This is a genomic window from Streptomyces sp. NPDC041129, from assembly GCF_055592265.1.
Map to the genome: position 1 here is coordinate 175,186 of NZ_JBVIYV010000003.1, position 21,036 is coordinate 196,221.

The window sequence follows — 21,036 nt, forward strand, 5'->3', positions numbered from 1 at the left end:
GGGTCGGGGATCAGGTGGTGACGGGGGTCAGGTGGCCTGGGCGCTTCGGCGCGGGGCGAACGGCAGGGCGAGCGCCGAGCCGAGCATCGCGGGGACGGGCACGTGCAGCCCGATGGACAGGTCCTCCGCGAGGCCCGTGCGCCCGTCCAGGAAACGCAGCAGGCGGGGCGCGGGCACATGGGTGAACAGGCGGGTGAAGAAGGCCGGCCCGTCCACCCGGCCGTGGTCGAGGGCGTGCAGCAGCACCGCGTCCATGAGCCGGGAGCGGGCCGAGTGGGCGCGCGGCGGGACGGGCCGCCGCCCGGCGTGCAGGGCGGCGGCCACCGCGCCGGTCTGGCGCTGCACGGCGCTGAAGGTGTAGCCGGTCGCGGGACGGGTGGCCCCGGCCGCCGCCCCGATGCGGAACACCGACGCGCCGGCCCGCCGGGGGAAGTCCGCGTCCGTCATCGGGATCACCCCCTGTTCGCAGTCCAGCACCTCGTGGTCGCCCGCGCCCAGCACGCCGGTGACGTAGTGCCGCAGCGCGCGGTCGTAGGCGTCCCGGCCGAGCGGGCTGCGGGAGAACTCGGTGTACTCGACGAGCGCATCCCGCGGGCCGGTCGGCAGGACGTAGCCGAAGGACAGACCGTGCGCGGGCTGCGGTGTGCGGAAGTCCATCAGCTCCACGACACCGGGATCGAACACCGGGCGGCGGGTGCGCACGAACCAGCCGCGGAAGTGCTGCAGCAGCGTCGTGCGGGCCGGTGGCAGCCGGTCGGGCGGACGTGAGTCGAACACCCAGCGGGCGCGCACCGTCACCCGGCCGCCGTCGGCCCGGCGGGCGTGCACCACCGCGCCGCCGGGCCCCGACTCGACCCGCTCGGCGACGGCTTCCACGGTCGTCACCCACGGGCTCCCCGCGAGCACTTGGCCGGCCAGGTCCTCCAGCGCGTCGGAGCGCAGCATCTTGTAGCGCAGGGGTTCGATGGCCGCGTCCACCGTCCGTCCGTCGCCGGAACGCACCCTCAGCCGCGGCCAGGAGGCCGTCAGCGCCTCGTCGTAGGGCCCCGCGCCCGCCTCCCAGAAGCACCAGGTGCGCCGGGCCGCGCGGAACGGTCCCGGCGGTGCCGCCAGCAGCACCGCCGTCACCCGGCGCCCGTCGGCCGGCGGGCGGGCCAGCCGCAGCGCCAGCGACAGCCCGGCGGCCCCGGCGCCCACGACGGCGACGTCCGACTCCACCTCCACGGCGGCTCCCTCCACGGCGGCTCTCTCTGCGGACCGGCGGATCCGGCCAGTCTTCCCGCGCACCTGCCCCGGCGGATGCAGCGGAGCGCGTGTCGTGCGGGCGGGTCCCCATGGCGCCGGCATGTCCACCGAACGGCGCATCCGGCGGGGCGACCCGCGCGGAATGTGTCACGACGACGAACCGGTCGCGACGGTGCCGGCACCGGCCGCGACCGGAGCCGGCTCACCGACAGTGCGACTCGCCCGGCCCACCGGCAGGTGGTCCGGCTCACCGACCCGCGAGAGGATCCGCGATGCGTTCCACCCAGGCGATCGGCCGTATCACGGCAGACCCGCCGCGCAGGCCGCCCGCCGTGGCCGGCCCCCACGACACCGGGGAACCGGCAGCCCCCGACGGCGCTCGCGCCGTCGACGAGGACGTGCCGGGCGCCGTCGGCCGCGAACTGCGCGAACTGCTCGCCGACCGTCTCGCGGGCTGCCACGGACTCGACCCGTTGTTCGCGCGGGACGTCGCCGAGCGGACCGCCCGCTTCACCCGGCGCGGCGGCCGCCGCATCCGCCCCCGGCTGCTGTGGTGGTCGCTGCGCGCCTGCGGCGGCGGCGACCCGGCCCAGGTGCGCGGGGCGCTGCGGACGGCGGCGGCACTGGAACTGCTCCAGACCTGCGCCCTGGTCCACGACGACCTGATGGACCAGGCGTCCACCCGACGCGGCGAGCCGGCGCTGCACGCCGACGTGGCCGAGCAGTACGCCGGTGACGCAGCGGGCCCCGGCGCCCAGCGGCTCGGCGCGTCCACCGCAGTGCTCGCCGGTGACCTCGCCCTGGCCTGGGCGGACGACGCCCTGTGCGGACTGCTGCTCGACCCCGGGCTGCCGCGCGACACCGCGCACCGGCTGCACGAGGTGTGGCGGGTGCTGCGCACGGAGATGGTGGCGGGCCAGTACCTGGACGTGCGCGGTCAGGCGGTGTCCTCCGGCACCCCGGCCCGGTCGATCCGGGCCGCGTGCCTCAAGAGCGCGCTGTACACGGTGGAACGGCCCCTGCAACTGGGCGCGGTACTCGCCGGAGCCGACGAACTCACCACCAGGACGCTGCGCCGCGCGGGACGCTGCGCGGGCCTCGCCTTCCAGTTGCGGGACGACCTCGACGACCTCTTCGCCGACCCCCGGGTCACCGGCAAGCCGTCCGGCGGCGACGTGCGCGAGGGCACCCCGACCTATCCGCTGGCCGTGGCCCGGGCCCTCGCCACCGCCGCCGGCGACCACCAGGCCCTCGGCGTGCTCGAGCACGCGATGGGCCGCGCCGGACTCACCGACGCCGAACTGGCCGGAGCGCGGGAGGTACTCGTCGCCACCGGGGCCCGCGACCACGTCGAGGCGCGGATCGCCCGGCTCGTCCGGCGCTGCCTGCGCCACCTCGGCGAGGCCTCCCTGGAGCCCGGCGCGGCCGCCCGGTTGCGCGGCCTGCTGGCGGAGATCACCGGCGCGGCCGGCCAGGTGCCCGAGCCGGCCGCGGCTCCGCGCGCCGCCGCCCTGGCCGCCACCGGAACGGAGGCCGGCCGGTGACCCGGACCATCGCGGGACCCACCGACCACGTGGTCGTGGTCGGCGCCGGACTGGCCGGTCTGTCCGCCGCCCTGCACCTGCTCGGCGCCGGCCGCCGCGTCACCGTCGTCGAACGCGACCCCCGGCCCGGCGGTCGCGCCGGCCGTATGGAACTCGGCGGCTATCTGATCGACACCGGGCCCACCGTGCTCACCATGCCCGAGATCGCCGACGAGGCGTTCGCCGCGGTCGGCACCTCGCTGCGCGACCGCGTCGACCTGATCCAACTCCACCCCGCCTACCGGGCGCGCTTCGCCGACGGCAGCACCCTCGACGTGCACACCGACGTCGAGGCGATGGAGGCGGAGATCGAGCGGTTCGCCGGCGGCGCCGAAGCGGCGGGCTACCGCCGGCTGCGCCACTGGCTGGGGCAGCTCTACCAGGCCGAGCGCGGCCGCTTCCTCGACGCCGACTTCGACTCACCGCTGCAACTGCTCGGCCCCGACCTGGTCCGGCTCGCCGCGCTCGGCGGCTTCGGCCGCTGGGAGGCGCGGGTCGCCCGCCACGTGCGCGACGAGCGGCTGCGCCGCGTCTTCTCCTTCCAGGCCCTGTACGCCGGTGTCCCGCCCGAGCGGGCGATGGCCGCCTACGCCGTGATCGCCTACATGGACACCGTCGCCGGGGTGTACTTCCCGCGCGGCGGCATGCACGCCCTGCCCCGGGCCATGGCCGACGCGGCGGCCGAGGCCGGGGCACGGTTCCACTACGGGCAGCGGGTGACCCGCCTGGAACGCTCCGGTGAGCGCGTCACCGCCGTGGTGACCGACGACCAGCGCATCCCCTGCGACGCCGTCGTCCTCACCCCCGACCTGCCGGTGACCTACCGCCTGCTGGGCCGCACGCCGCGCCGCCCCGCACGGCTCAGGCACGCCCCGTCGGCCGTGGTCCTGCACGCCGGCTGCGACCGCACCTGGCCGGAACTGGCCCACCACACCCTGTCCTTCGGCCAGGCCTGGCGGCGCACCTTCCGCGAACTCACGCACACCGGTGAGCTGATGAGCGACCCCTCCCTGCTGATCACCCGGCCCACCGCGACCGACCCCGGCCTGGCCCCGCCCGGCCGCCATCTGCACTACGTCCTCGCCCCGTGCCCCAACACCGACATCGGGCCGGACAGCGCCGACTGGCACGGGCTCGGCGCGCGCTACCGCGACGGCCTGCTGCGCGAACTCGACCGCCGGGGCCTCGCGGGCATCGCGTCCGCCATCGAGGAGGAGTGCCTGGTGACCCCCGCCGACTGGAGCGCGCAGGGACATGCCGCCGGGACACCGTTCTCCGCCGCGCACACCTTCGCCCAGACCGGCCCCTTCCGCCCGCGCAACCTGGTGCGTGGCACCGCCAACGCCGTCCTCGCCGGCTGCGGCACCACCCCCGGCGTGGGCGTGCCGCCCGTACTGCTGTCCGGGAAGCTGGCCGCGGCCCGCGTCACCGGCGGCACCCGCATCCGCACCACCTCCCGCCGGGCCGCCCGGCAGACCGCCGAAGGAGTACGGCCATGACCACCCGCGAGCTGGACGCCGCTCGCATCACCGACCCGGGACTGCGCGCCGCCTACACCCACTGCCGGGACCTGAACGCCCGGCACGGCCGCACCTACTTCCTCGCCACCCGCCTGCTGCCCCCCGACCGGCGGCCCGCCGTGCACGCCCTGTACGGCTTCGCCCGTTGGGCCGACGACATCGTCGACTCGCTCGAGGACGGCACCGGCGCCCCCACCGGCGACGAGGCGGCACGGCGGGCCGCGGCCCTGGACCGCCTGAGCGACGACCTGACCCTGGGCCTGGCGGGCGGACGCGGCGCCGAGCCGGTGGTCACCGCCCTCGCCGACACCAGCGCCCGCTACGCCATCGACCCGCGCCACTTCACGGACTTCCTGGCCTCCATGCGCAGCGACCTGACGGTCACCGAGTACGCCGACTACGCGGCGCTGCGCGGCTACATGCACGGCTCGGCGGCGGTGATCGGCCTGCAGATGCTGCCCGTCCTCGGCACCGTCGTGCCGCGCGAGGAGGCCGCCCCCTACGCGGCCGAACTGGGCGTCGCCTTCCAGCTCACCAACTTCCTGCGGGACGTCGGCGAGGACCTCGACCGCGGCCGTGTCTACCTTCCGCAGGACCTGCTCGCCGCACACGGCGTCGACCGCGAACTGCTCCACCGCTGCCGGGAAGAGGGCCGCACCGACCGCCGGGTCACCGCGGCGCTGCGCGCCTTCGCCGACCTCACCCGCGCCGCCTACCGGCGCGCCGCGCCCGGCGTACCGATGCTCGACCCCGTCGCCCGGCCCTGCATCCGCACGGCATTCGTGCTCTACGGCGGCATCCTGGACGCCGTCGCCGACGACGGCTGGGCGGTACTGAACCGCCGCGCGGCGGTCCCGCGCAGGCGCCGCGCGCTGGTCGCCGCGGACGGCCTGCTGCGGGTGGCGGCCGCCCGCCTGACCGCCCGTCGCGGGTCCGCCCGCGCCCTGTACCCGTCCGCACCCTGCGAGGAGGCCGCGTGACGTCCGATCGTCCGTTCCGCCGAGCCCGTCTGCCCCTGCGCCTGCGCCGCGATCCCGTCGCGTGGGAACGCCAGCGGCCGACGTGGCGCGAGGCCAGGCCCGCGCTCATCGCCGACGCGCTCAAGCGGGCGCAGCAGCGGCCCAGCGGCAACTGGTACGTCGTCGGGGCCACCCGCGACCTGCCCCGGGACCGCCCGTTGGCCCGGACCGTCGCCGGCCAGGAGGTCGTGCTCTGGCGCGACGGACGGAACCGTCTCGTCGCCGGCCCCGACATCTGCCCGCACCTGGGCGCGCCGCTGCGGGACAGCCCGGTGCGGTGCGGCACCCTGGTCTGCCACTGGCACGGACTCGCCCTGGACGGCGTGCCGTTCGCCGGCTGGGAGCCCTGGCCCGCGTACGACGACGGGGTACTGCTGTGGGTGCGGCTGGACGGCGTCGGAGGTGAGGAACCCACCCCCCGGCCGCCGGTACCGGACCGTCCCGCCGTGGCCGGCGCGCTGACCGCCGTATACACCGGGCAGGGCGTCTGCGAGCCGGCCGACGTGGTCGCCAACCGCCTCGATCCCTGGCACGGGGCCTGGTTCCACCCGTACTCCTTCGTCGACCTCACCGTCGTGGACTCCCCGGGCCGGGACGACGGCGAGGACGCGTTCACGGTCGACGTGTCCTTCAAGGTCGCCGGCCGGCTCGTCGTCCCGGTCCGCGCGGTGTTCACGGCCCCCGGCCCGCGCACGGTCGTCATGCGGATCACCGGCGGCGAAGGGGAGGGTTCCGTCGTGGAGACGCACGCGACACCGCTCGGCCCGGACAGCCGGGGCCGGCCGGGCACCGCTGTGGTGGAGGCGGTCGTGGCCACCTCCGGACGCCCCGGGTTCGCCGTCGCCCGCAGGACCGCCCCCCTGCTCCGCCCCGTCATGCGCTTCGCGGCGGCCCGCCTCTGGCGCGACGACCTGGCCTACGCCGAACGGCGCTGGGAGTTGCGTTCCACGGGGCGCTTTCCCGGGTGATCACCTGCCGACGGCCCGTGAACCGGCGGCCCCACGGCTCCGGATCCGCTCCGCCACGCGGGAGGCGTTCCGCGCGCCCCTCTTCCGCACGGCGGTGTACCGGGCCGGGGGAGCGGGCCGCCGGCCCGTGGGGCGAGGCCCGGGACGCAGGGGCAGGTGAGCGTGCGCGGGCCCCGAACCGTGCCTACCGGGCCGCGTCGGACACGGGGGTGAACCCGGGGCCGACGGCCCGCGACCGGTCCGCGTCGCTCACGCCCGCACAGCGGAACGGAGAACGCCCTCCGCGCCGTACAGGCCGCCCAGCGTCCGCACCGCGTCCCTCAGGCCGGCGCACCGCGGGAAGTCTCCGGCCGCCCTGCGGTCCCAGCCCGGTCCCGCCGGCAGGACGAGGGGCCGTCTGCGGGCACCCGCCGGCCCCCACTGAAGACCCGCCACGTGCCGGGCCAGCGGTCCGGACGCCGTCGACCGGGTCTGCGCCCAGAGCACGACGGCGACCGGGCCGGTGCGCCGCACACAGGCCAGCAGCGCCTCCACCGGCACGGCGGCACCCAGCATGCGCGTCGGCACCCCCTGCTCGGCCAGCGCCGCGTCCAGGGCCTCCAGCGGCAGTGAGTGCTGCTCGCCGGGCGCGCAGGCCAGCACCACCGGCTCGGTGCCGGTCGCGTCCGCCGGGCGCGGCAGCACCAGGGGCGCGCGGCGCAGCGCCGTGGAGATCTGCCAGGACAGCAGGTGCTCCACCTCCACGTAACGGTCGCCGGACGACTCCCACTTGCGCCCCACCGCCCGCAGCGTCGGCACCATCACCTCCTCCCACGCCGTGGTCAGCCCGTGCTGCCTGACCGCGTCCAGTAGCCGGTTCTCCAGCTCCGGCGCGTCCAGCCGCACCGCGGCCCGGGCCAGCCCCCGGCACTCCTGACGTACGTCACCGAGCGGGAGTCCGCCGCCGGCACCGCCACGGCTGACGGCCGTCGTGGGCGGCTGGACCGGCGGCAGGCCGCCGGCAGAGGCGGCCGGAACCCTCGCGGGCGCAGCCCCCTCGCCGTGCGTGGAGCGGGCCACACGTGCCGCCTCGGCGGGGGCGACGCCCGCCGCCGCCAGCCGGCACATCTCCTCGACCATCGCCACGTCCCGCGGACTCCAGCGCCGGTGCCGCCCCTGCGACCGCGACGCGGGCCCCAGCCCGTAGCGGCGGTCCCAGGAGCGCAGCGTCGTGGGGGAGACGCCCAGGCGGCGGGCCACCGCGCCCGTGGTCAGCCCGGCCGCCTGCGTCACGTCCACATCACTCATGACCGTCCGCCCCGTCGCCGCCGGGGCCCGAGGGCCCGTTCTTCCGCTTCCCGCCGCACGTCCACAGACTACTCGATGCGATATCGATGCGAGTTGTCGAGCCATGAAGACTCGACGCAGGCTGGACGCACGGGCAGCGGAGGACGCGGACGCGGCGGAGAACCGGGTCCGGGTCGCTGACCGGAGGGGCGCCGCGGGACACCGGCGACGCACACCGGGCTCACGAGGAGAGACGTGGTCATGGACCGTATCGCGGCTGTATCGGGCTCTGTCGTCACTGCCGCCCCCCGCACCGCCGACCCTTCGACGGCCACCGCGGAAGGCCTCACGCCGGCCGCGGACGACGCGTCCTGGTCCGAGATCCACCGGCGCTGGGGCGGGCTGGTCCACGGGCTGGCCCAGCAGGCGCTCGGCGACGCGCGCGACGCCGAGGACGTGGCCCAGCAGGTGTTCGCCGACGCCTGGCGCGGCCGGCACGGATACGCGCCGGAGCGCGGGACACCGGCCGCCTGGCTCGTGGGCATCACCCGGCGCAAGGTGGCCGACGCGCTCGCCGCCCGCGCACGCCGCGCGCGACTCGTGGCGGCGGCCGCCGAACAGCCCCCGACCCAGAGCCGCGACGACACCGGCCAGCCCGAGGCCGCGCTGGACCGGATGGTCGTGGGCCGGGCCCTGCGGCGGCTCAGCACCCCGCAGCGGCAGGTGCTGCACCTGGCCTACTACGAGGACCTGACCCAGACACAGATCGCCCGCGTCACCGGCTGGCCGCTCGGCACCGTCAAGAGCCACACCCGTCGCGGACTCGACCGCCTCCGCCACTGCCTGGAGGACGAGGGCATCGCCAACGCGGGTCGCGCACAATCGATGCAAGTGTGACCGACCGGTCCGAGTGAGCGCCGGTCAGGCCTCTCGACCCGACCGCCGATCGGACTCAGGAACAGCCGGTCAGCCGGAGACGTGACGTCCGCCCCGTCGGGCGCGAGGCGACAGCGGACCGGAGGCCGTACGCCGGCCGGGAGCGACCTGCTGGGCGAACGCCTGCATGGCCACATCGCTGTTGGCCGGCAGGACGGCCATCAGCCCGCGGTCCTGGGCCTCCGCGACCGCGGGGGCGGCGACGCTGCCCTCGGGGACGAAGGCCAGCCGGACGTGCCCGTCCCCGGAGCCACGCCGGTCCACCGGAGAGACCGCGCCGTGGGTACCGTCCGGCAGCGTGACCCACAACTGGAAGTCGTCGTACCGGACGAAGTCCGCGCCCTTCACCGGCCAGGGGTAGTGGTGCTCGCCGGGCACGCTGGGCAGGATGCCCTGGTGGTTGCCGTGGCTCAGGGGCACGCAGGCGTTGAACAGGGAGTCGGTCCACGCCTCGACGGCGTCGGCGTCCTCGATGGGCGTGCGCAGCAGGTCCTCGGCCCGCTCGTAGCCCAGCTCCGCCAGGGCGGGCAGGGTGAGCGGGAAGGCGTCGACCAGTTCGGCGGCGTCCAGCCGCAGCCGGTCCACCTTCGCCGGGTCGGCGCAGAACTGCATGCTCCACTCGATGCCCACCCGCGCGCGGAACATGAGCCAGCCGCGGGCTCCCTTGACCCACAGGCTGCCGCCGTGGTGCATCTCCCACCGCTCGGAGTTGGGCGGCCCCTCTTTCGCCTCCAGGGGCCGGGGTCCGTACGGCAGGTCTGCGTCGTCCATGAGGTGGAGGATCTTCCGGGCCGTCGCTTTTGCGGCCCGGAAGTGTGACGATTCAAAGCGCTTCGGATGCTCGACGAGGCGGATCTTCCACGGATGGTTCTCCGATTCGATGCCGCCCAGCCGGATTTCGGGCTGGCCCATCGCTGATCTCCTTGGCTCGGCCGCACGGGCCGGCTCCCCGGCTCGCGGGGCGGAGTCCCCCCTGATTCGTCCCCCCTGATCTCCTCCTGATCTCCATCGTGCTCCGCTGACCGGCAGGTCGCGACCCCAGCGACCTCCATCCACACGCGGGACTCAACAGAGCCCCGTCCCAGCCCTGTTGACGACGCGTCGCCTTTCCTCCCGCGCGGCCGTGTGCCGGTCCGTGGTCCGGTTGCGGGGCGTTGTGGGCGGAGTAGCGTGGAACTTGATCGGTCCTGCCTGATTCTGGAGGTGGGCGATGTTTCTCCGATTGCTGCGGCGTCGTAGGCCGCACCGGCTGGTCCTTCTCGGCAACGGCCGTCTGATCCGGGGCTTCAGCGGCGGAATGTACGACGGTCACGGTTACCAGCCCTGACACCGTTCGCGGTTGAATCCTGGAGGAAGTGCGGTGACAGAGGACACCCTCGCCCTGGCAGCCATGGCAAGGCTTCTGTCACCGCACTGCCGTGTCACCGGGATGTCCGACGGAGCGCTCGTCGCGGACTGGAAACGGACACGCTTTCTCGGCATGGCGGCGGCGGACGTCCGGAAGCTGGCCGAAGGCAGCCCCGAGGAACGTGCCGAGCTCCTCGATGCCCTGAGAAGCGCCGGGTGCGCCACGGACCGCCGGACGCCACCGGCGGACTCGGTCGTCGGGGTCTGGCTGCGTGGAGTGCACCTGCTGATCCGGACCGCCGGATTCGGGCGCGTCCTCAGGCTGCTGGCTCTGGCCGCGCCGGGCTACGCCCGTGCGGACGCCCCCTCCGCCGACGAGGTCGCACGGCTGAAACGAGCCGTGCGGACACACAGCCGCGGCAGCTGGCTCGTCAACGGCGACTGCAAGTCCGAGGCGGTGGCGGCCTTCGTCCTGCTGCGGCGCCGCGGCCTCGAGGCCGTCCTGCACGTCGGTGTGCGTGAGCACCCGTTCGCCATGCATGCCTGGACGGAGTCGGCGGGCCTGTGCATCCCCGACGCGGATCCGCGCGGGCACGCCTTCACATCGGTGCTCGCGATCGGCTGCTGGGGACGGTGACATGGACGCGCTTCGCCTCGAATGGGCCGGTGGCGTACCGAGACTCCGGACAGCCGGCACCATGAGGCGTCAGGGACTCGTGACGACGGTCTGCTCGCCGTCCGGTACCGCGGCCGTCGTCGGCTGGGCCGGCTCGGCCCGCGACCGGGAGGCGGGCGCGCGCGGCCTCCTCGACGCCCTCGGCCGGCCGGGGGCCGCCCCGGCGTTGCCGCCAGGCGACTACGCGGCCGTTCTCGTGTACCGCGACCGCGTCCTTCTGCTGCGCGACGCGCAGGCACGCGTCCCGCTGTTCTTCAGCGAGTCCGCGGGCCGGGTGACCGCCGCGAGCACCTCGGCGAGCAGTCTCGGGAGCGCCACCGAGCTGGACCGGCGCTACTTCTGCCGGTACCTCACCGGAAACCTGGCGCAGCCGCACACGGACCTCACCCCCTTCACCGGGGTCCACCGCGTCCTGGGCGGAGAGGTCGTCGAGCTCTCCCGCACCGGCCGGATACGCGGCCGTACGCCGCGACGCGTCCACCGGGTGACCGGCCCGCCCGAGGCGGCAGCCAACGGACTCACCCGCGCCCAGGCCGCGCGGGAGCTCCGGCTGGCGCTGGAGAAAGCCGTCCGGAGCCGTATGGGCAGCGCGACGGCATGCCATGTCTCGGGCGGCACCGACTCCACCAGCGTCGCGCTGCTCGCCGCACGCCTGCTGGCCGGGGAGCGCGGTGGCCGGGGGGAACTGGTCCTGCTCGCCGGGCGCTTCGCCCATGGCGAGCTGGCCGCCGAACGGCCCTACCTGGACATGGCGTTGGAGGAGATCCGCCGCCACGCGCCCTCGGCCCGCCCGCTGATCGTCGACACCGACGACGTGGCCGACTTCGACGACTTCGAGCACCACGCGGGAGACGCGGACGAGCCGCATCCGCACGCCTTCCGCGCTCCGTTCTGGAGCCGGCTCCACGCCGCGGCCGCCGAACTGGGCTGTGACACCCTCCTGACCGGCTGCGGAGCCGACCCGGTGGCCGACGCCAACCCGTACCTCCTGCACAGGCTGGCCCGCACGGGCCGGCTCCGGCAGCTGAACCGGCAGGCACGAGCCTGGGCCGCGGGCAGCGAGCGGGGTCTGCGGGACGTCGTCCACGCCTACGTGGTCCAGCCGGCTCTTCCGCTCGCGGCCGAGCGGGTCACCGCCCTGGCCCGCGGCGGCACGGTGCTCGGCGGACTCGGCACCTTCAACCGCCCCGGATGGCTCCGGCCCGGGTTCGCGCGGGCCCACGGCTACCGGGACGCCGGTATCGCGGAGAGCCGCTTCGTGTTCGGAAGCAGACCGGAACAGTCGCTGTACGACGCCGCCAACTACGCGGCCGCTCCCGACCCGCTGTCCTGGCAGCGCGCGCCACGGGACGGGTTCCTCCTCTCGCACCCCTTCCTCGACCCGGACGTCATCGCCACGATGAGCGGCCTGCCCGCCTCGGTCACGTTCGAGCCGGGCCGTCCCAAGGCCGTTCTGCGCGCGGCCATGGCGGACCTGCTCCCCGCTCCGATCGCCGGCAGGGCGCTCAAGGTCCCCTTCGACGACCTCTATGCCCGCGGCCTGCGCGCACACGGCGACGAACTCATCGCCCTGTGCCGCCGCGCACGGCATCCGCTGGTTCCGGAGATGTTCGACGTGGAGACGCTGTGCCGGGCGGTCCGGGAGGCCCGGCTCGGCACGGGGGACTCGTACTCCTGGGACCGGGTGAACAGCTCCCTCGCCCTGGTGGCCTGGCTGGAGCGGCTCACCGCTGGCTCTTGATGTCCCACAGGGACCGCTCGACAGGGCCGGCGGCGATATCGGTGAGACCGTACCGGCTCACCAATTCCCGCTGTTCCTGCCCGGAGAACTTGCTGTTTCTGTCCGCTCCCTCGCGCGTGACGCTCGTCTGCACGCCTGCACCCTGGGGGCCGAACGTCCAGTAGATGAAGACGAAGCGAGCGTCCCTGGTGTTCTCGTCGATCGCGTTGTTCTCGTGCACCCGGGCACGGTAGACGAGGGAGTCGAGGCCGCTCTTCTGCTGGTCCTTCACCCATGACGCGACATCACCACCACCCCAGGAGGTCGCCATGACGTTGAGCGGTGGGTCCAGCACGATCTGGTCCTTGCGTGCGAGTTTCGCGGTCGCGTAGAAGGCCACCTGGTCGTAGGGCGTGTCCCTGGGTACTTGCACCACCGCACGTGTGGTGAAGGCGTCACCCGGCTCGATCCAGTCTCCGGGCGACATCCAGGGTTTCGCCTCTATCATCTGGCCAGGCTGTCGAATCTCCCTGCGGGAGAGCGGGTTGATCTCCCCTGAGGACTTCGCCCACTGCTCGGCATCCGTTCGCCAATGCTCGCGGAGACGGTCCCGGTCCCTGGGGCTCAGCCGTACTCGTTCCCCCATGGCGTGAAATTCGGTGCCGAGCACGTAGAAGCCCACATCGGCGCGGTTCTGGATCGTGATGTCGACCGGTACGGCGAACGCTTTGCGGTCCTTGCTCGGCACAGCCTTCCCCACCGACAACGTGATCAGAGGCCTGGCCTGCTGCCGGTTCGGCAGGTAGAGGTTCTGGTAGCCGAAGTTGGCGACGGCGAGGACCGAGGAGACGACCAGCGCCGCGGCCACCCGCTTCGGGGCGGGGATCGTGACCGACGTCCGCCACACGGCGAATACGGCCCATGCCGACCCCGCCACAAGTGCGGCGAACAGCACCTTGAAGGTCACCGAATCGCCGCTCAGCAGCGTCCTGAGCAGGAGCATGGCGTTGGCCAGCAGCGCCGCGAACACGCCGATCAGCACGACCAGGCCGGAGTACTGGAAGTTGTGGCGGATCCAGTGGTCCAGAACCGCCCCCGCGGCCAGGAGTGTGGTGAAGGCGACCGCGATGAGGACGGCACCGGTGAGGCGGCCGGGGAAGGTCAGCGCATGGATGAAATTGCCCAGGCCGAACCAGCCCAGCAGCAGCGTCGTCGCGAGGAGGATCAGCAAGATCATTGCCATGCTCAGTCGGGCCTGCCGGGTGTTCAGCGAGGGCCGTCGCGCTTTGGGTCGCAAGCCGTTGCGCGGCTTGGGGGGAGTCCGCACGTCGATCACCTCCCGAGAGCGTGGGTCGCGTGCCCGAAGACACACATGTGCCGTGCGGAGACACAGGTGTGCGGCACGGCAGCGGTCGACCCGCCGCCGTGCCGAGGGTTCGTCGTCATCGTCCTCGTCGGTGGTGAGCCACCGGGCCGCCGTCCGGCGCCCCAGGCTGTGGGACCTCCCGGCGCTTCCACGGTTCACCAGTCGGGTTCCCCGACCAGGCCGTAGGACCAGCGGGAGCCCTTGGACATCTCGAAGTGCAGATGCGGTCCTGTGGCGTTGCCCGTGGCCCCGACCTCGCCGAGTCGCTGCCCGGCGGTGACCTTCTGGCCGTCGCGCACCTGCCGCTGTGACAGGTGGCAGTACGTGTAGATGTGCCCGTTGTCGGCGCTCAGACCGATCCACTGGCCGTACGCCCCGCCCTTGCCGTTCGACCAGGCGATGGTGCCGCTCCGTACGGCGACCACGGGGGTGCCCGTCGGTGCGGCGAAGTCCTCACCCGTATGGCGGCTGAGGCCGTCCGGCTTCCAGGCGTAGGGGCCGCGTGCGTAGAAGGGAAAGGTGACCTTGTGGCCCGGCACCGGAGACGGGACCCGCCCGCCACCGGTGGTGCCCGGGCGTTCGACGGTGAAGCCGGCGCGCCGGCCGAGCGCGGCGAGGGAGGTGTAGCCGGGGATGCCGTCGGCGTCGGCTCCGGTGAAGCCCTGGGCGAGCTGCTCGGCACGGTAGGCGGCCCGGGTCTGTTCGCCGAAGAATCCCGTGGGGCCGTCGGGGATCCGGTGGCCCTGGGCGATCAGGGCCTTCTGCACGGTGCGGACGTCGTCGTTGCTCGCTCCGAAACGGACGTTTGACAGTGAGACCATGACCGGCTCCTAGTAGCCGTGAGGACGACGGTGCGGGTCCGCCTGCTGCACCCGGGCGGCGAAGTTGGAGCCGGACGGGTCGACGTGATAGCGGTCCCGGACGTAGTTGATCGTTGCGCACATGTCGGCGACCACGTCGTACGGGGTGGTCGCGGTCCCCGCCTGGTGGTAGGCGGCGAACGTGGTGGGAATGCACTGGGTGGCGCCCCGCGAGCAGTTCTGCGGGTGCCCGTCGGGCGCTCTCCGGCCCCGGGCGTTGACGTCGTTGAGGTTCACCCGCCAGCGCGGGTCGTTGTAGGCGGACTCACGCTTGGTGATGGTCACCAGTGCCGGGACGCCGTAGAGGGGGTCCATGCCGGTCAGTTCGCACGCCTTCCGCGCGTAGCGCTGCATCGCCTCCAGCCCGGCTTCGTCGTCCGGATCGCCGTAGGTGACCTGGCTGAGGGTGAGCCGCCCGTTCCCCGCCACGGACACGGTGTCCGGGCGTTCGACGGTGAAGCCGGCGCGCCGGCCGAGCGCGGCGAGGGAGGTGTAGCCGGGGATGCCGTCGGCGTCGGTCCCGGTGAAGCCCTGGGCGAGCTGCTCGGCACGGTAGGCGGCCCGGGTCTGTTCGCCGAAGAATCCCGTGGGGCCGTCGGGGATCCGGTGGCCCTGGGCGATCAGGGCCCGCTGTACGGTGCGGACGTCGTCGTTGCTCGCGCCGAAGCGGACGTTGGACAGTGCGACCATGACGGTTCGTTCCTTTCGGGTCGTCAGCGCCAGGGGGTCACGGTGAGCCGGATCCGCGCGTCGTCCCCGAGGATCGGTGCCGCGGTGGCGGGCAGCGGGATACGGCAGACCCAGGCGCCGGGGGCGGGGTCCTCGTCGCCGAGGGCGTGGCCGTCGGGCCGGTAGGCGCTGATCGGGCCGGTGATCTCCGAGTTCCAGAGGGCCGTGAGCGCGGGCACGGGGGCGGCGGGGTCGGCACGGACGTCGATGACGAGGATGTCGTCGAAGTCGGCGGTCTGTTCCAGATGGTCGTCGAAGCTCAGCAGCCCGTCACGGCGCCGCAGCGACAGGACGCGCAGATGCAGCGCGTACCGCATGGTGCCGGTTTCGTCCGGCCGCAGGCCGCTGCACAGGAACGTCGTCACCAGGGAGACCGTCGCCCCGTCGTCCGATGTGCCGTCCGTGCCGCCGTCGGGCAGCTGGACGGGGCACCAGTGGGCGCTCGTGCGCTCGTGGGTGACGATCCGCAGGCCGCGGACCGACAACCGGACCTCGGCCTGCCACACCGTGTCGGCCCGCCGCGGCAGCCGGACGCCGACGAGCTCGGCCTCGGCCCGGCAGTCCCCGAACAGGAAGCGCCGCAGGTTCTGGTAGCCCTCCTCGGAGTTGACCAGTCCGTAGCGCCCGCTGTGACTGCGGTGCACATACGCCTGGTGCGCGCCGGGGACGTACGCGTTGTCGATCTGCACCAGACCGTCGCTGCGCGGCCCGACCGAGGCCGCGGACAGGCCGAGCGCCACGTCGTAGTCGGTCGGGTCGGTGCCGATCAGGCAGAAGACCCGCTCCCGGGAGAACCGTCCTTCCCCGGGCATCGCGCGGGCGTCCCACGCCGGCGGCGGCCCGTCCGGGTCCGTCTCGGACTTCGGCGTCAGGTACTCGTACATCCGCTCGCGCCCGAAGATCTCCGCGCCGTTGACGCCGGTGACGTCACGCAGCCTCTCCAGCAGGCCGAAGCCGACGTCGAACGCTATGCCGCCGTGCGGGGTGCCGTAGGTGAAGAGCTTGTCCACGCAGTCGTCCGGATCGCGGCCGAGGTCCGGGAGGATCTTCTGGATCAGGCAGCGGCACACCAGCCCGCCCATGGAATGGGCGACCAGATGCACCCGCTCCGCTCCCGACTTGGCCCGGATCGTGTCGATCAGCCGCAGCAGGTCCGTGGCGGCCGTCTCCAGCCGGAACTCATGGGGGCGAGCGCCCCAGGTGCTCGCGTACGGGTCGTAGAACCGGTGGATCCAGATGGTGTCCGGCGGGATCGTGTCGTGACCGGCGAGATAGAGGGCCTGCCCGCCGTCCACGAGGATCCGGTAGCCCTCGTCCAGGTGCAGACGGAGCAGGGGGCTCTCGAACTCGTGGAAGCAGGGCGCGTCGTCCGGTCCGATACGGATGTGCGTGGAGCCCTCGTTGAACCCGTAGAACGGGTCGGTCACCGCCTTGTCGATCGCGGCGGTGCCGCCGGCGTATCCCCGGACATAGACGATCGGCAGTTTCGGGGTCGGTGTCATGCGTCCTCCAGGCGGTCCAGAGGGATCGGCTGCCTCGAAGGCACACCATCGAGGCTACGGACGGGCCGTCAGCCGGACGTCAGCCCGACGTCACCGGCCCCGGGGACAGCAACCGTGGCGGACCAGCATCCGCGTGAAGCGGGGTGACGGCTCGACCCTCAGCTCGTCCCACAGCCGCCGCCGGAAGGACCGGTAGTGACGCACCGCTTCGGTGAGATTGCCTTCCGCGAGGTGCGCGGCGACGGCGGCCCGGTGCGCGCTCTCCCGAAGCGGTTCCGTGCGCACGCTCTCCCACGCCGCCTCCAGGGCGAGCGCCGGCCGCCCCTCGTGCACCAGCGCCTCGGCGAGCGCGTCGAGGGCGTGCAGCCGCAGCTGGCGCAGTCGTTCGCGCTCCAGCAGTACCCACTCCTCGTCCCAGCCGGGCAGCAGGTCCTCTCCCCCCAGCAGCCCCTGAGGGAGCCGGCCGGCGAGTGGCGGGCCGCAGCCCTGGACCACGTTCAGGGCCGTCTCGGTGAGGGCGTGCACGTCGACGTTCAGGGTCTCGGTGGTGACGAGCGAGTCTCCGGAGCACCGGATCAGCGGCTGATCACCGTGCGGGAGTTTCCACAGGGTGGTGCGCAGGCTGCCCCGGGCGTGCTCCTCGGTGACCTCGGGCCACAGCGTTCCGGCGAGGACCGTGCGGGTGACGCTTCCGCGCAGCGCCACGAAGGCCAGCAGGCGCTGACCGTTGCGGCACAACTCGACGGCCTCGGCATCGCACTCCAGCCGGAAGCGGCCGAGCAACCGCAGTTCGAACGGAGAAATCACCTTGCGCCTCTCGTCCTCAGTCTCGGCCGGTGCGGACGGGCGCCGCAACTCCGGGAACGGCGCATTGATCGCCGCGACTGATGCCACGTCATGTTTATTTGAAGCGTCACTGGTTGACCGTGAAACCGCCTGGCGCGGTGCCCCGGCTCCAGTGGCAGGGAAACGCCGCCGGGGTGAGAATCGGGGGAGAGGTGAGCGGCGCCGTCGCGCGCCGCCCTCGGTTCTCACGCCCTCGAAGATCTTCACGCCCTCGAACTCGAACGAGGCGTTCACCCATGGCTCTCCCCACGACGCGTCCTGTGGTCCTGAGGCTCTACCACGACCTGCGCGACCATCCCGCCGAGGGCCGTCACGGCGGCGGCGGTGGCGGCGGAGGCTTCGGCGGGGGCCGGCGCTCCGGCGGGGGCCGGCGCTCCGACGACGGCCGCCACTCCGACGGGGACAGGCCCCGCGGCCCGCGCGGACCAGGCCCGGACAGGCCCCCGGACCCCGGTCCGGCAGACACCGAGGACGTCGCCGAGGGTCCGTTCCGGGTGGTGCGGCCGGCGGACATGCTCGTCGTCGACATCAGCCTGGTCAATCTGCGCCGGGACGGCTCTCGTCTGGTACCGCGGACCCCGGGTGCACCGGCGTTCGTCCTGGCCGTGCTGCCACCGCAGCACATCATGGAGCAGGCCTTCCCGGTGGGCACCGCGGCACCGTCCGCACCGGTCAGAGCCTTCACCGCCGGCCCGACGACGCTGTCCTTCTCGGTGCCGGTCGATCTGAACGGTCTGGACCTCTCACTGGAGGCGCTGCTCGACTGGAGGCGACTCGTGCCGTTGGCGGACCTGTCCGGCCTGCGCGCGAACGCCGCCGGGCCGACGGGCTTCCAGCAAGTCCCCGGAAGCGTCCTGGAATTTCCCACCCGGTTGCTGATCACCTATGACGGGCCGGTGGACTGGCTGAGCAGACCGGAACCCCACCGGGCCGACGGGCGCACCGCCTTGTGGCACGCGCGGCTGCACTCGACACGGGGCGGCGACGTGGAGCTGCGGGCCTTCGCGGCGGTGCGGGACCGCAGTCCGCATCTCGGTAACAGCTCCCTCAGTGACAGGAACCGGGATGACATCGTCACCCTCACCAGCCGCGCCGAACTCGTGCCACCGGGCGGCCCGCCCATCCAGGTCCCGAGCGCGTCGTTGCACTCGGAACAGTTCATCGTCACGCCGCTCGGCGCGTCGGCCCATCTGCACGGCGCATGGGAGGCACCGCTCGCCGGCGACGAGGACCGGTACGAGGCGGCCGGGCGGACCTTCCCCAACCTGGAGATGTACGACCACATCACGGGTCTGGGACGCGACCAGTACGTACGCGTCGTCACCCGTGGCCGCCTGTGCACCAAGCACCGGGCGTCACACGTGGAGGAGTACCGGCGGGTCTTCGTCACGGACCCGCACGGCGGAATCGTCGCCTACCTGCGACGGGAGGACCGCATCATCGTCAAGGAGCCGGAGGTTGAGTACGGGGCGGGCGGCTACACCCACGGGGGGCGGGAGATGCCCTTCACCAGTCTGCGCATCACCGACCGTGTCACACCGCTGATCATGCCTCCGGTCCCGGCTTCGACGCGGCGTGATCCTGACGCGCCGTTCATCGACAACGTCGCCTTCTGGGTGAGGCGCGCCGACGACGGACAGGACTACCAGTTCACTCTGATCGGCACGGACCACGAGGGCAGGAAGGTCAGCTTCCGGATGCCGCTGATCTATGTGCCCGACGGACAACTCGTCGATCCGGCCGCACCGCTGGCGGGCGGTCAGTTCGCGGCCATCGGTACCGAACAACTGGTGCAGAAGGTGCTCAACGAAAAGCCCGATCGCATGACGGGCAGGCTGAACGGCCAGGTGATGGCCATGGCGCCACCACCGGCGGGTGCGTCCGGCAGCACCAGCCATGCGGTCGATGACCTGACCTTCGGGCTCTACACGGTCGGCACGCCCTACGTGACGAAGGCGAACGTACGCGTCCCCGCCGTCGAGCAGTTCACCGGCAACGCCGGATACCGGGGGGTCAAGTTCAACGGCACCTACCTCGATCAGTCCATGGAGAGGCATCCGGCGGGTGCCTACCTCAATCTTGATTCCCCGGTCACGGTCGCACTCGGTACCGAGCAGGCCGGTGGGGTGGCCAGCCCCAGATCCGAGCTCCAGTTGATCACGGCCCAGGCGGGTGTCGTACCGGACGTCTACGGAGCGGACAAGAGCATCGAGGACATCAGGAAGCTGTTCACGGGAGCCAGACTGCTCGGCAGAATCCCCCTGGAGGTGTTCCTGCAGGACATTCCCCACGCGGGCACGGTGCAGAACCTGGACGACGAGCAGATCAAGAACATCCTGAGCGCCCCGGACGGTGTGCTGCCGGCGCCGGTTCTGCGTGTCCGCGACCTGCAGAACGGCCAGGGCAAGGAATTGCGCTACGTGTGGAAGACCAAGCTGGGCCAGAGACCGACTCCGAAGCCCGATGAACCGCTGCCGCTGCCGGTCATCGTGGAGAACTCCATGCTGACGCTGGACGCCCGGACCGTCCGCTCGCAGGGCAACGTCGACAATTCGGCCGTGCAGGGCACGCTGACCGACTTCGCGCTGGATTTCCTGCACATCGCCCAAGTGCATTTCGACAAGCTGACGTTCAGGTCCGGCCCGGGGAAGAAGCCCGACGTCACGGCCGACGGCGTGAAGCTGACGTTCCGGAACGACCTGGAGTTCATCAACACCCTGCGCAGCGCACTGCCCGCCGACGCCTTCGGGTCCGGCGCCTACGTGGACATCGATGCGAGCGGTGTCCGGACGGGCTACAGGCTCGCGGTCCCGAGCCTCCCGATCGGCGTCTTCATGCTGTCCAACCTCTCGCTGGCCGCCGAGGTGAAAATCCCCTTCGACGACCGGCCCGTCTCGTTCAGCTTCTCCGTCGCCGAGCCGCAGCATCCTTTCCACCTCACCGTGTCCCTGCTCGGTGGCGGCGGCTATTTCTTCATGGAGGTCGACACCACCGGTCCACGGCGGATAGAGGGGGCGATGGAGTTCGGCGGCGCCGCCGCACTGGACCTCGGGGTCGCGAGCGGCGGGGTCTCGATCATGGCGGGTATCCGCTTCACGCTCCAGAGAGGCACAGCGCAAGAGGGTGGCAAGCCGGCAACGCCGGACAGCGTCTCGCTCACCGGCTATCTGCGCTGCAGCGGCTTCCTGTGCGTGCTGGGCATCATCACGGTGTCCGTCGAGTTCTACCTCGAACTCCGCTACGAGGCACACGGAGATCAGTCCGTGGTCCGTGGCAGGGGCACCCTCACGGTCAGTGTGCGGATCGCCTTCTTCAGCAAGTCCGTGACGCTCGAACTCGAACGCAGTTTCTCCGGAGCCCCGTGCGACCCGTCCTTCGCCGACTGCGTCCCGCTGGAACCGCACTGGCGCGAGTTCTGCGAGGCGTACGCTCCCCAACCCCACGGGTGATGTC

At 72.9% G+C, this 21,036-nt stretch carries 16 protein-coding genes; 8 read left to right on the forward strand and 8 right to left on the reverse strand.

Going from position 1 to position 21,036, the window contains the following annotated elements:
• Positions 1-27 precede the first annotated feature (27 nt).
• The gene (locus ACZ6B1_RS13605) at positions 28-1,224 is read right to left on the reverse strand and encodes a lycopene cyclase family protein (protein WP_468777834.1); all 1,197 of its coding nucleotides are present in this window, start codon (positions 1,222-1,224) and stop codon (positions 28-30) included.
• A 293-nt stretch (positions 1,225-1,517) separates the two neighbouring features.
• On the opposite strand from ACZ6B1_RS13605, the gene ACZ6B1_RS13610 reads away from it, so the two are divergent.
• Genes ACZ6B1_RS13610 through ACZ6B1_RS13625 form a run of 4 tightly spaced genes read left to right on the forward strand, consistent with a single transcriptional unit; the run spans position 1,518 to position 6,335 of the window.
• Positions 1,518-2,789, forward strand: a complete 1,272-nt coding sequence (locus tag ACZ6B1_RS13610; RefSeq protein ID WP_468777836.1) for a polyprenyl synthetase family protein — start codon at positions 1,518-1,520, stop codon at positions 2,787-2,789.
• Positions 2,786-4,327: a phytoene desaturase family protein gene (gene crtI, locus ACZ6B1_RS13615; RefSeq protein ID WP_468777837.1), complete on the forward strand. Its 1,542-nt coding sequence runs from the start codon at positions 2,786-2,788 to the stop codon at positions 4,325-4,327. Before ACZ6B1_RS13610 ends, crtI begins: the two co-directional genes overlap by 4 nt.
• A complete protein-coding gene (locus ACZ6B1_RS13620) occupies positions 4,324-5,328 on the forward strand; it encodes a phytoene/squalene synthase family protein (protein ID WP_468777839.1) in 1,005 nt (334 codons plus the stop codon). Before crtI ends, ACZ6B1_RS13620 begins: the two co-directional genes overlap by 4 nt.
• A complete protein-coding gene (locus tag ACZ6B1_RS13625; RefSeq protein ID WP_468777841.1) occupies positions 5,325-6,335 on the forward strand; it encodes a DUF5914 domain-containing protein in 1,011 nt (336 codons plus the stop codon). The genes ACZ6B1_RS13620 and ACZ6B1_RS13625 overlap by 4 nt, the downstream gene beginning before the upstream one ends.
• A 249-nt stretch (positions 6,336-6,584) precedes the next feature.
• Here ACZ6B1_RS13625 and ACZ6B1_RS13630 read toward each other — a convergent pair whose 3' ends face one another.
• Entirely contained in the window at positions 6,585-7,622 is a 1,038-nt protein-coding gene (locus ACZ6B1_RS13630) for a MerR family transcriptional regulator (protein ID WP_468777843.1), read from the reverse strand.
• 240 nt (positions 7,623-7,862) lie between these two features.
• Here ACZ6B1_RS13630 and ACZ6B1_RS13635 point away from each other — a divergent pair, with 240 nt between their 5' ends.
• Positions 7,863-8,498, forward strand: a complete 636-nt coding sequence (locus ACZ6B1_RS13635; RefSeq protein WP_468777846.1) for an RNA polymerase sigma factor — start codon at positions 7,863-7,865, stop codon at positions 8,496-8,498.
• Between the two features lie 69 nt (positions 8,499-8,567).
• Here the strand turns inward: ACZ6B1_RS13635 and ACZ6B1_RS13640 are convergent, their stop codons facing one another.
• A complete protein-coding gene (locus tag ACZ6B1_RS13640; protein ID WP_468777848.1) occupies positions 8,568-9,593 on the reverse strand; it encodes a DUF6424 family protein in 1,026 nt (341 codons plus the stop codon).
• A gap of 304 nt (positions 9,594-9,897) precedes the next feature.
• On the opposite strand from ACZ6B1_RS13640, the gene ACZ6B1_RS13645 reads away from it, so the two are divergent.
• Together ACZ6B1_RS13645 and ACZ6B1_RS13650 are read left to right on the forward strand one after the other, a co-directional pair.
• Positions 9,898-10,521, forward strand: a complete 624-nt coding sequence (locus ACZ6B1_RS13645; RefSeq protein ID WP_468777851.1) for a lasso peptide biosynthesis B2 protein — start codon at positions 9,898-9,900, stop codon at positions 10,519-10,521.
• A 61-nt stretch (positions 10,522-10,582) separates the two neighbouring features.
• Positions 10,583-12,301: an asparagine synthase-related protein gene (locus ACZ6B1_RS13650; protein ID WP_468777853.1), complete on the forward strand. Its 1,719-nt coding sequence runs from the start codon at positions 10,583-10,585 to the stop codon at positions 12,299-12,301.
• Here ACZ6B1_RS13650 and ACZ6B1_RS13655 read toward each other — a convergent pair.
• The 5 genes from ACZ6B1_RS13655 to ACZ6B1_RS13675 all read right to left on the reverse strand — a co-directional run bounded on the left by ACZ6B1_RS13655 (position 12,285) and on the right by ACZ6B1_RS13675 (position 17,544).
• Entirely contained in the window at positions 12,285-13,616 is a 1,332-nt protein-coding gene (locus ACZ6B1_RS13655; RefSeq protein WP_468777855.1) for a hypothetical protein, read from the reverse strand. The two genes, ACZ6B1_RS13650 and ACZ6B1_RS13655, sit on opposite strands and share 17 nt — an antisense overlap.
• Positions 13,617-13,801: 185 nt before the next feature.
• Positions 13,802-14,467, reverse strand: a complete 666-nt coding sequence (locus tag ACZ6B1_RS13660) for a M23 family metallopeptidase (protein WP_468777857.1) — start codon at positions 14,465-14,467, stop codon at positions 13,802-13,804.
• 9 nt (positions 14,468-14,476) lie between these two features.
• Positions 14,477-15,196 (reverse strand): peptidoglycan-binding domain-containing protein, encoded by a 720-nt coding sequence (locus tag ACZ6B1_RS13665; RefSeq protein ID WP_468777861.1) that lies wholly within the window; start codon positions 15,194-15,196, stop codon positions 14,477-14,479.
• Positions 15,197-15,219: 23 nt separating this feature from the next.
• Positions 15,220-16,737, reverse strand: coding sequence for an esterase/lipase family protein (locus ACZ6B1_RS13670; protein ID WP_468777864.1), 1,518 nt, complete (start codon positions 16,735-16,737; stop codon positions 15,220-15,222).
• Positions 16,738-16,827: 90 nt separating this feature from the next.
• Positions 16,828-17,544, reverse strand: a complete 717-nt coding sequence (locus ACZ6B1_RS13675; protein ID WP_468777867.1) for an AfsR/SARP family transcriptional regulator — start codon at positions 17,542-17,544, stop codon at positions 16,828-16,830.
• A gap of 275 nt (positions 17,545-17,819) precedes the next feature.
• Between ACZ6B1_RS13675 and ACZ6B1_RS13680 the strand changes: the two genes are divergently transcribed.
• Complete coding sequence (locus tag ACZ6B1_RS13680) at positions 17,820-21,032, forward strand: hypothetical protein (RefSeq protein ID WP_468777870.1); 3,213 nt, start codon at positions 17,820-17,822, stop codon at positions 21,030-21,032.
• Positions 21,033-21,036: the final 4 nt, after the last annotated feature.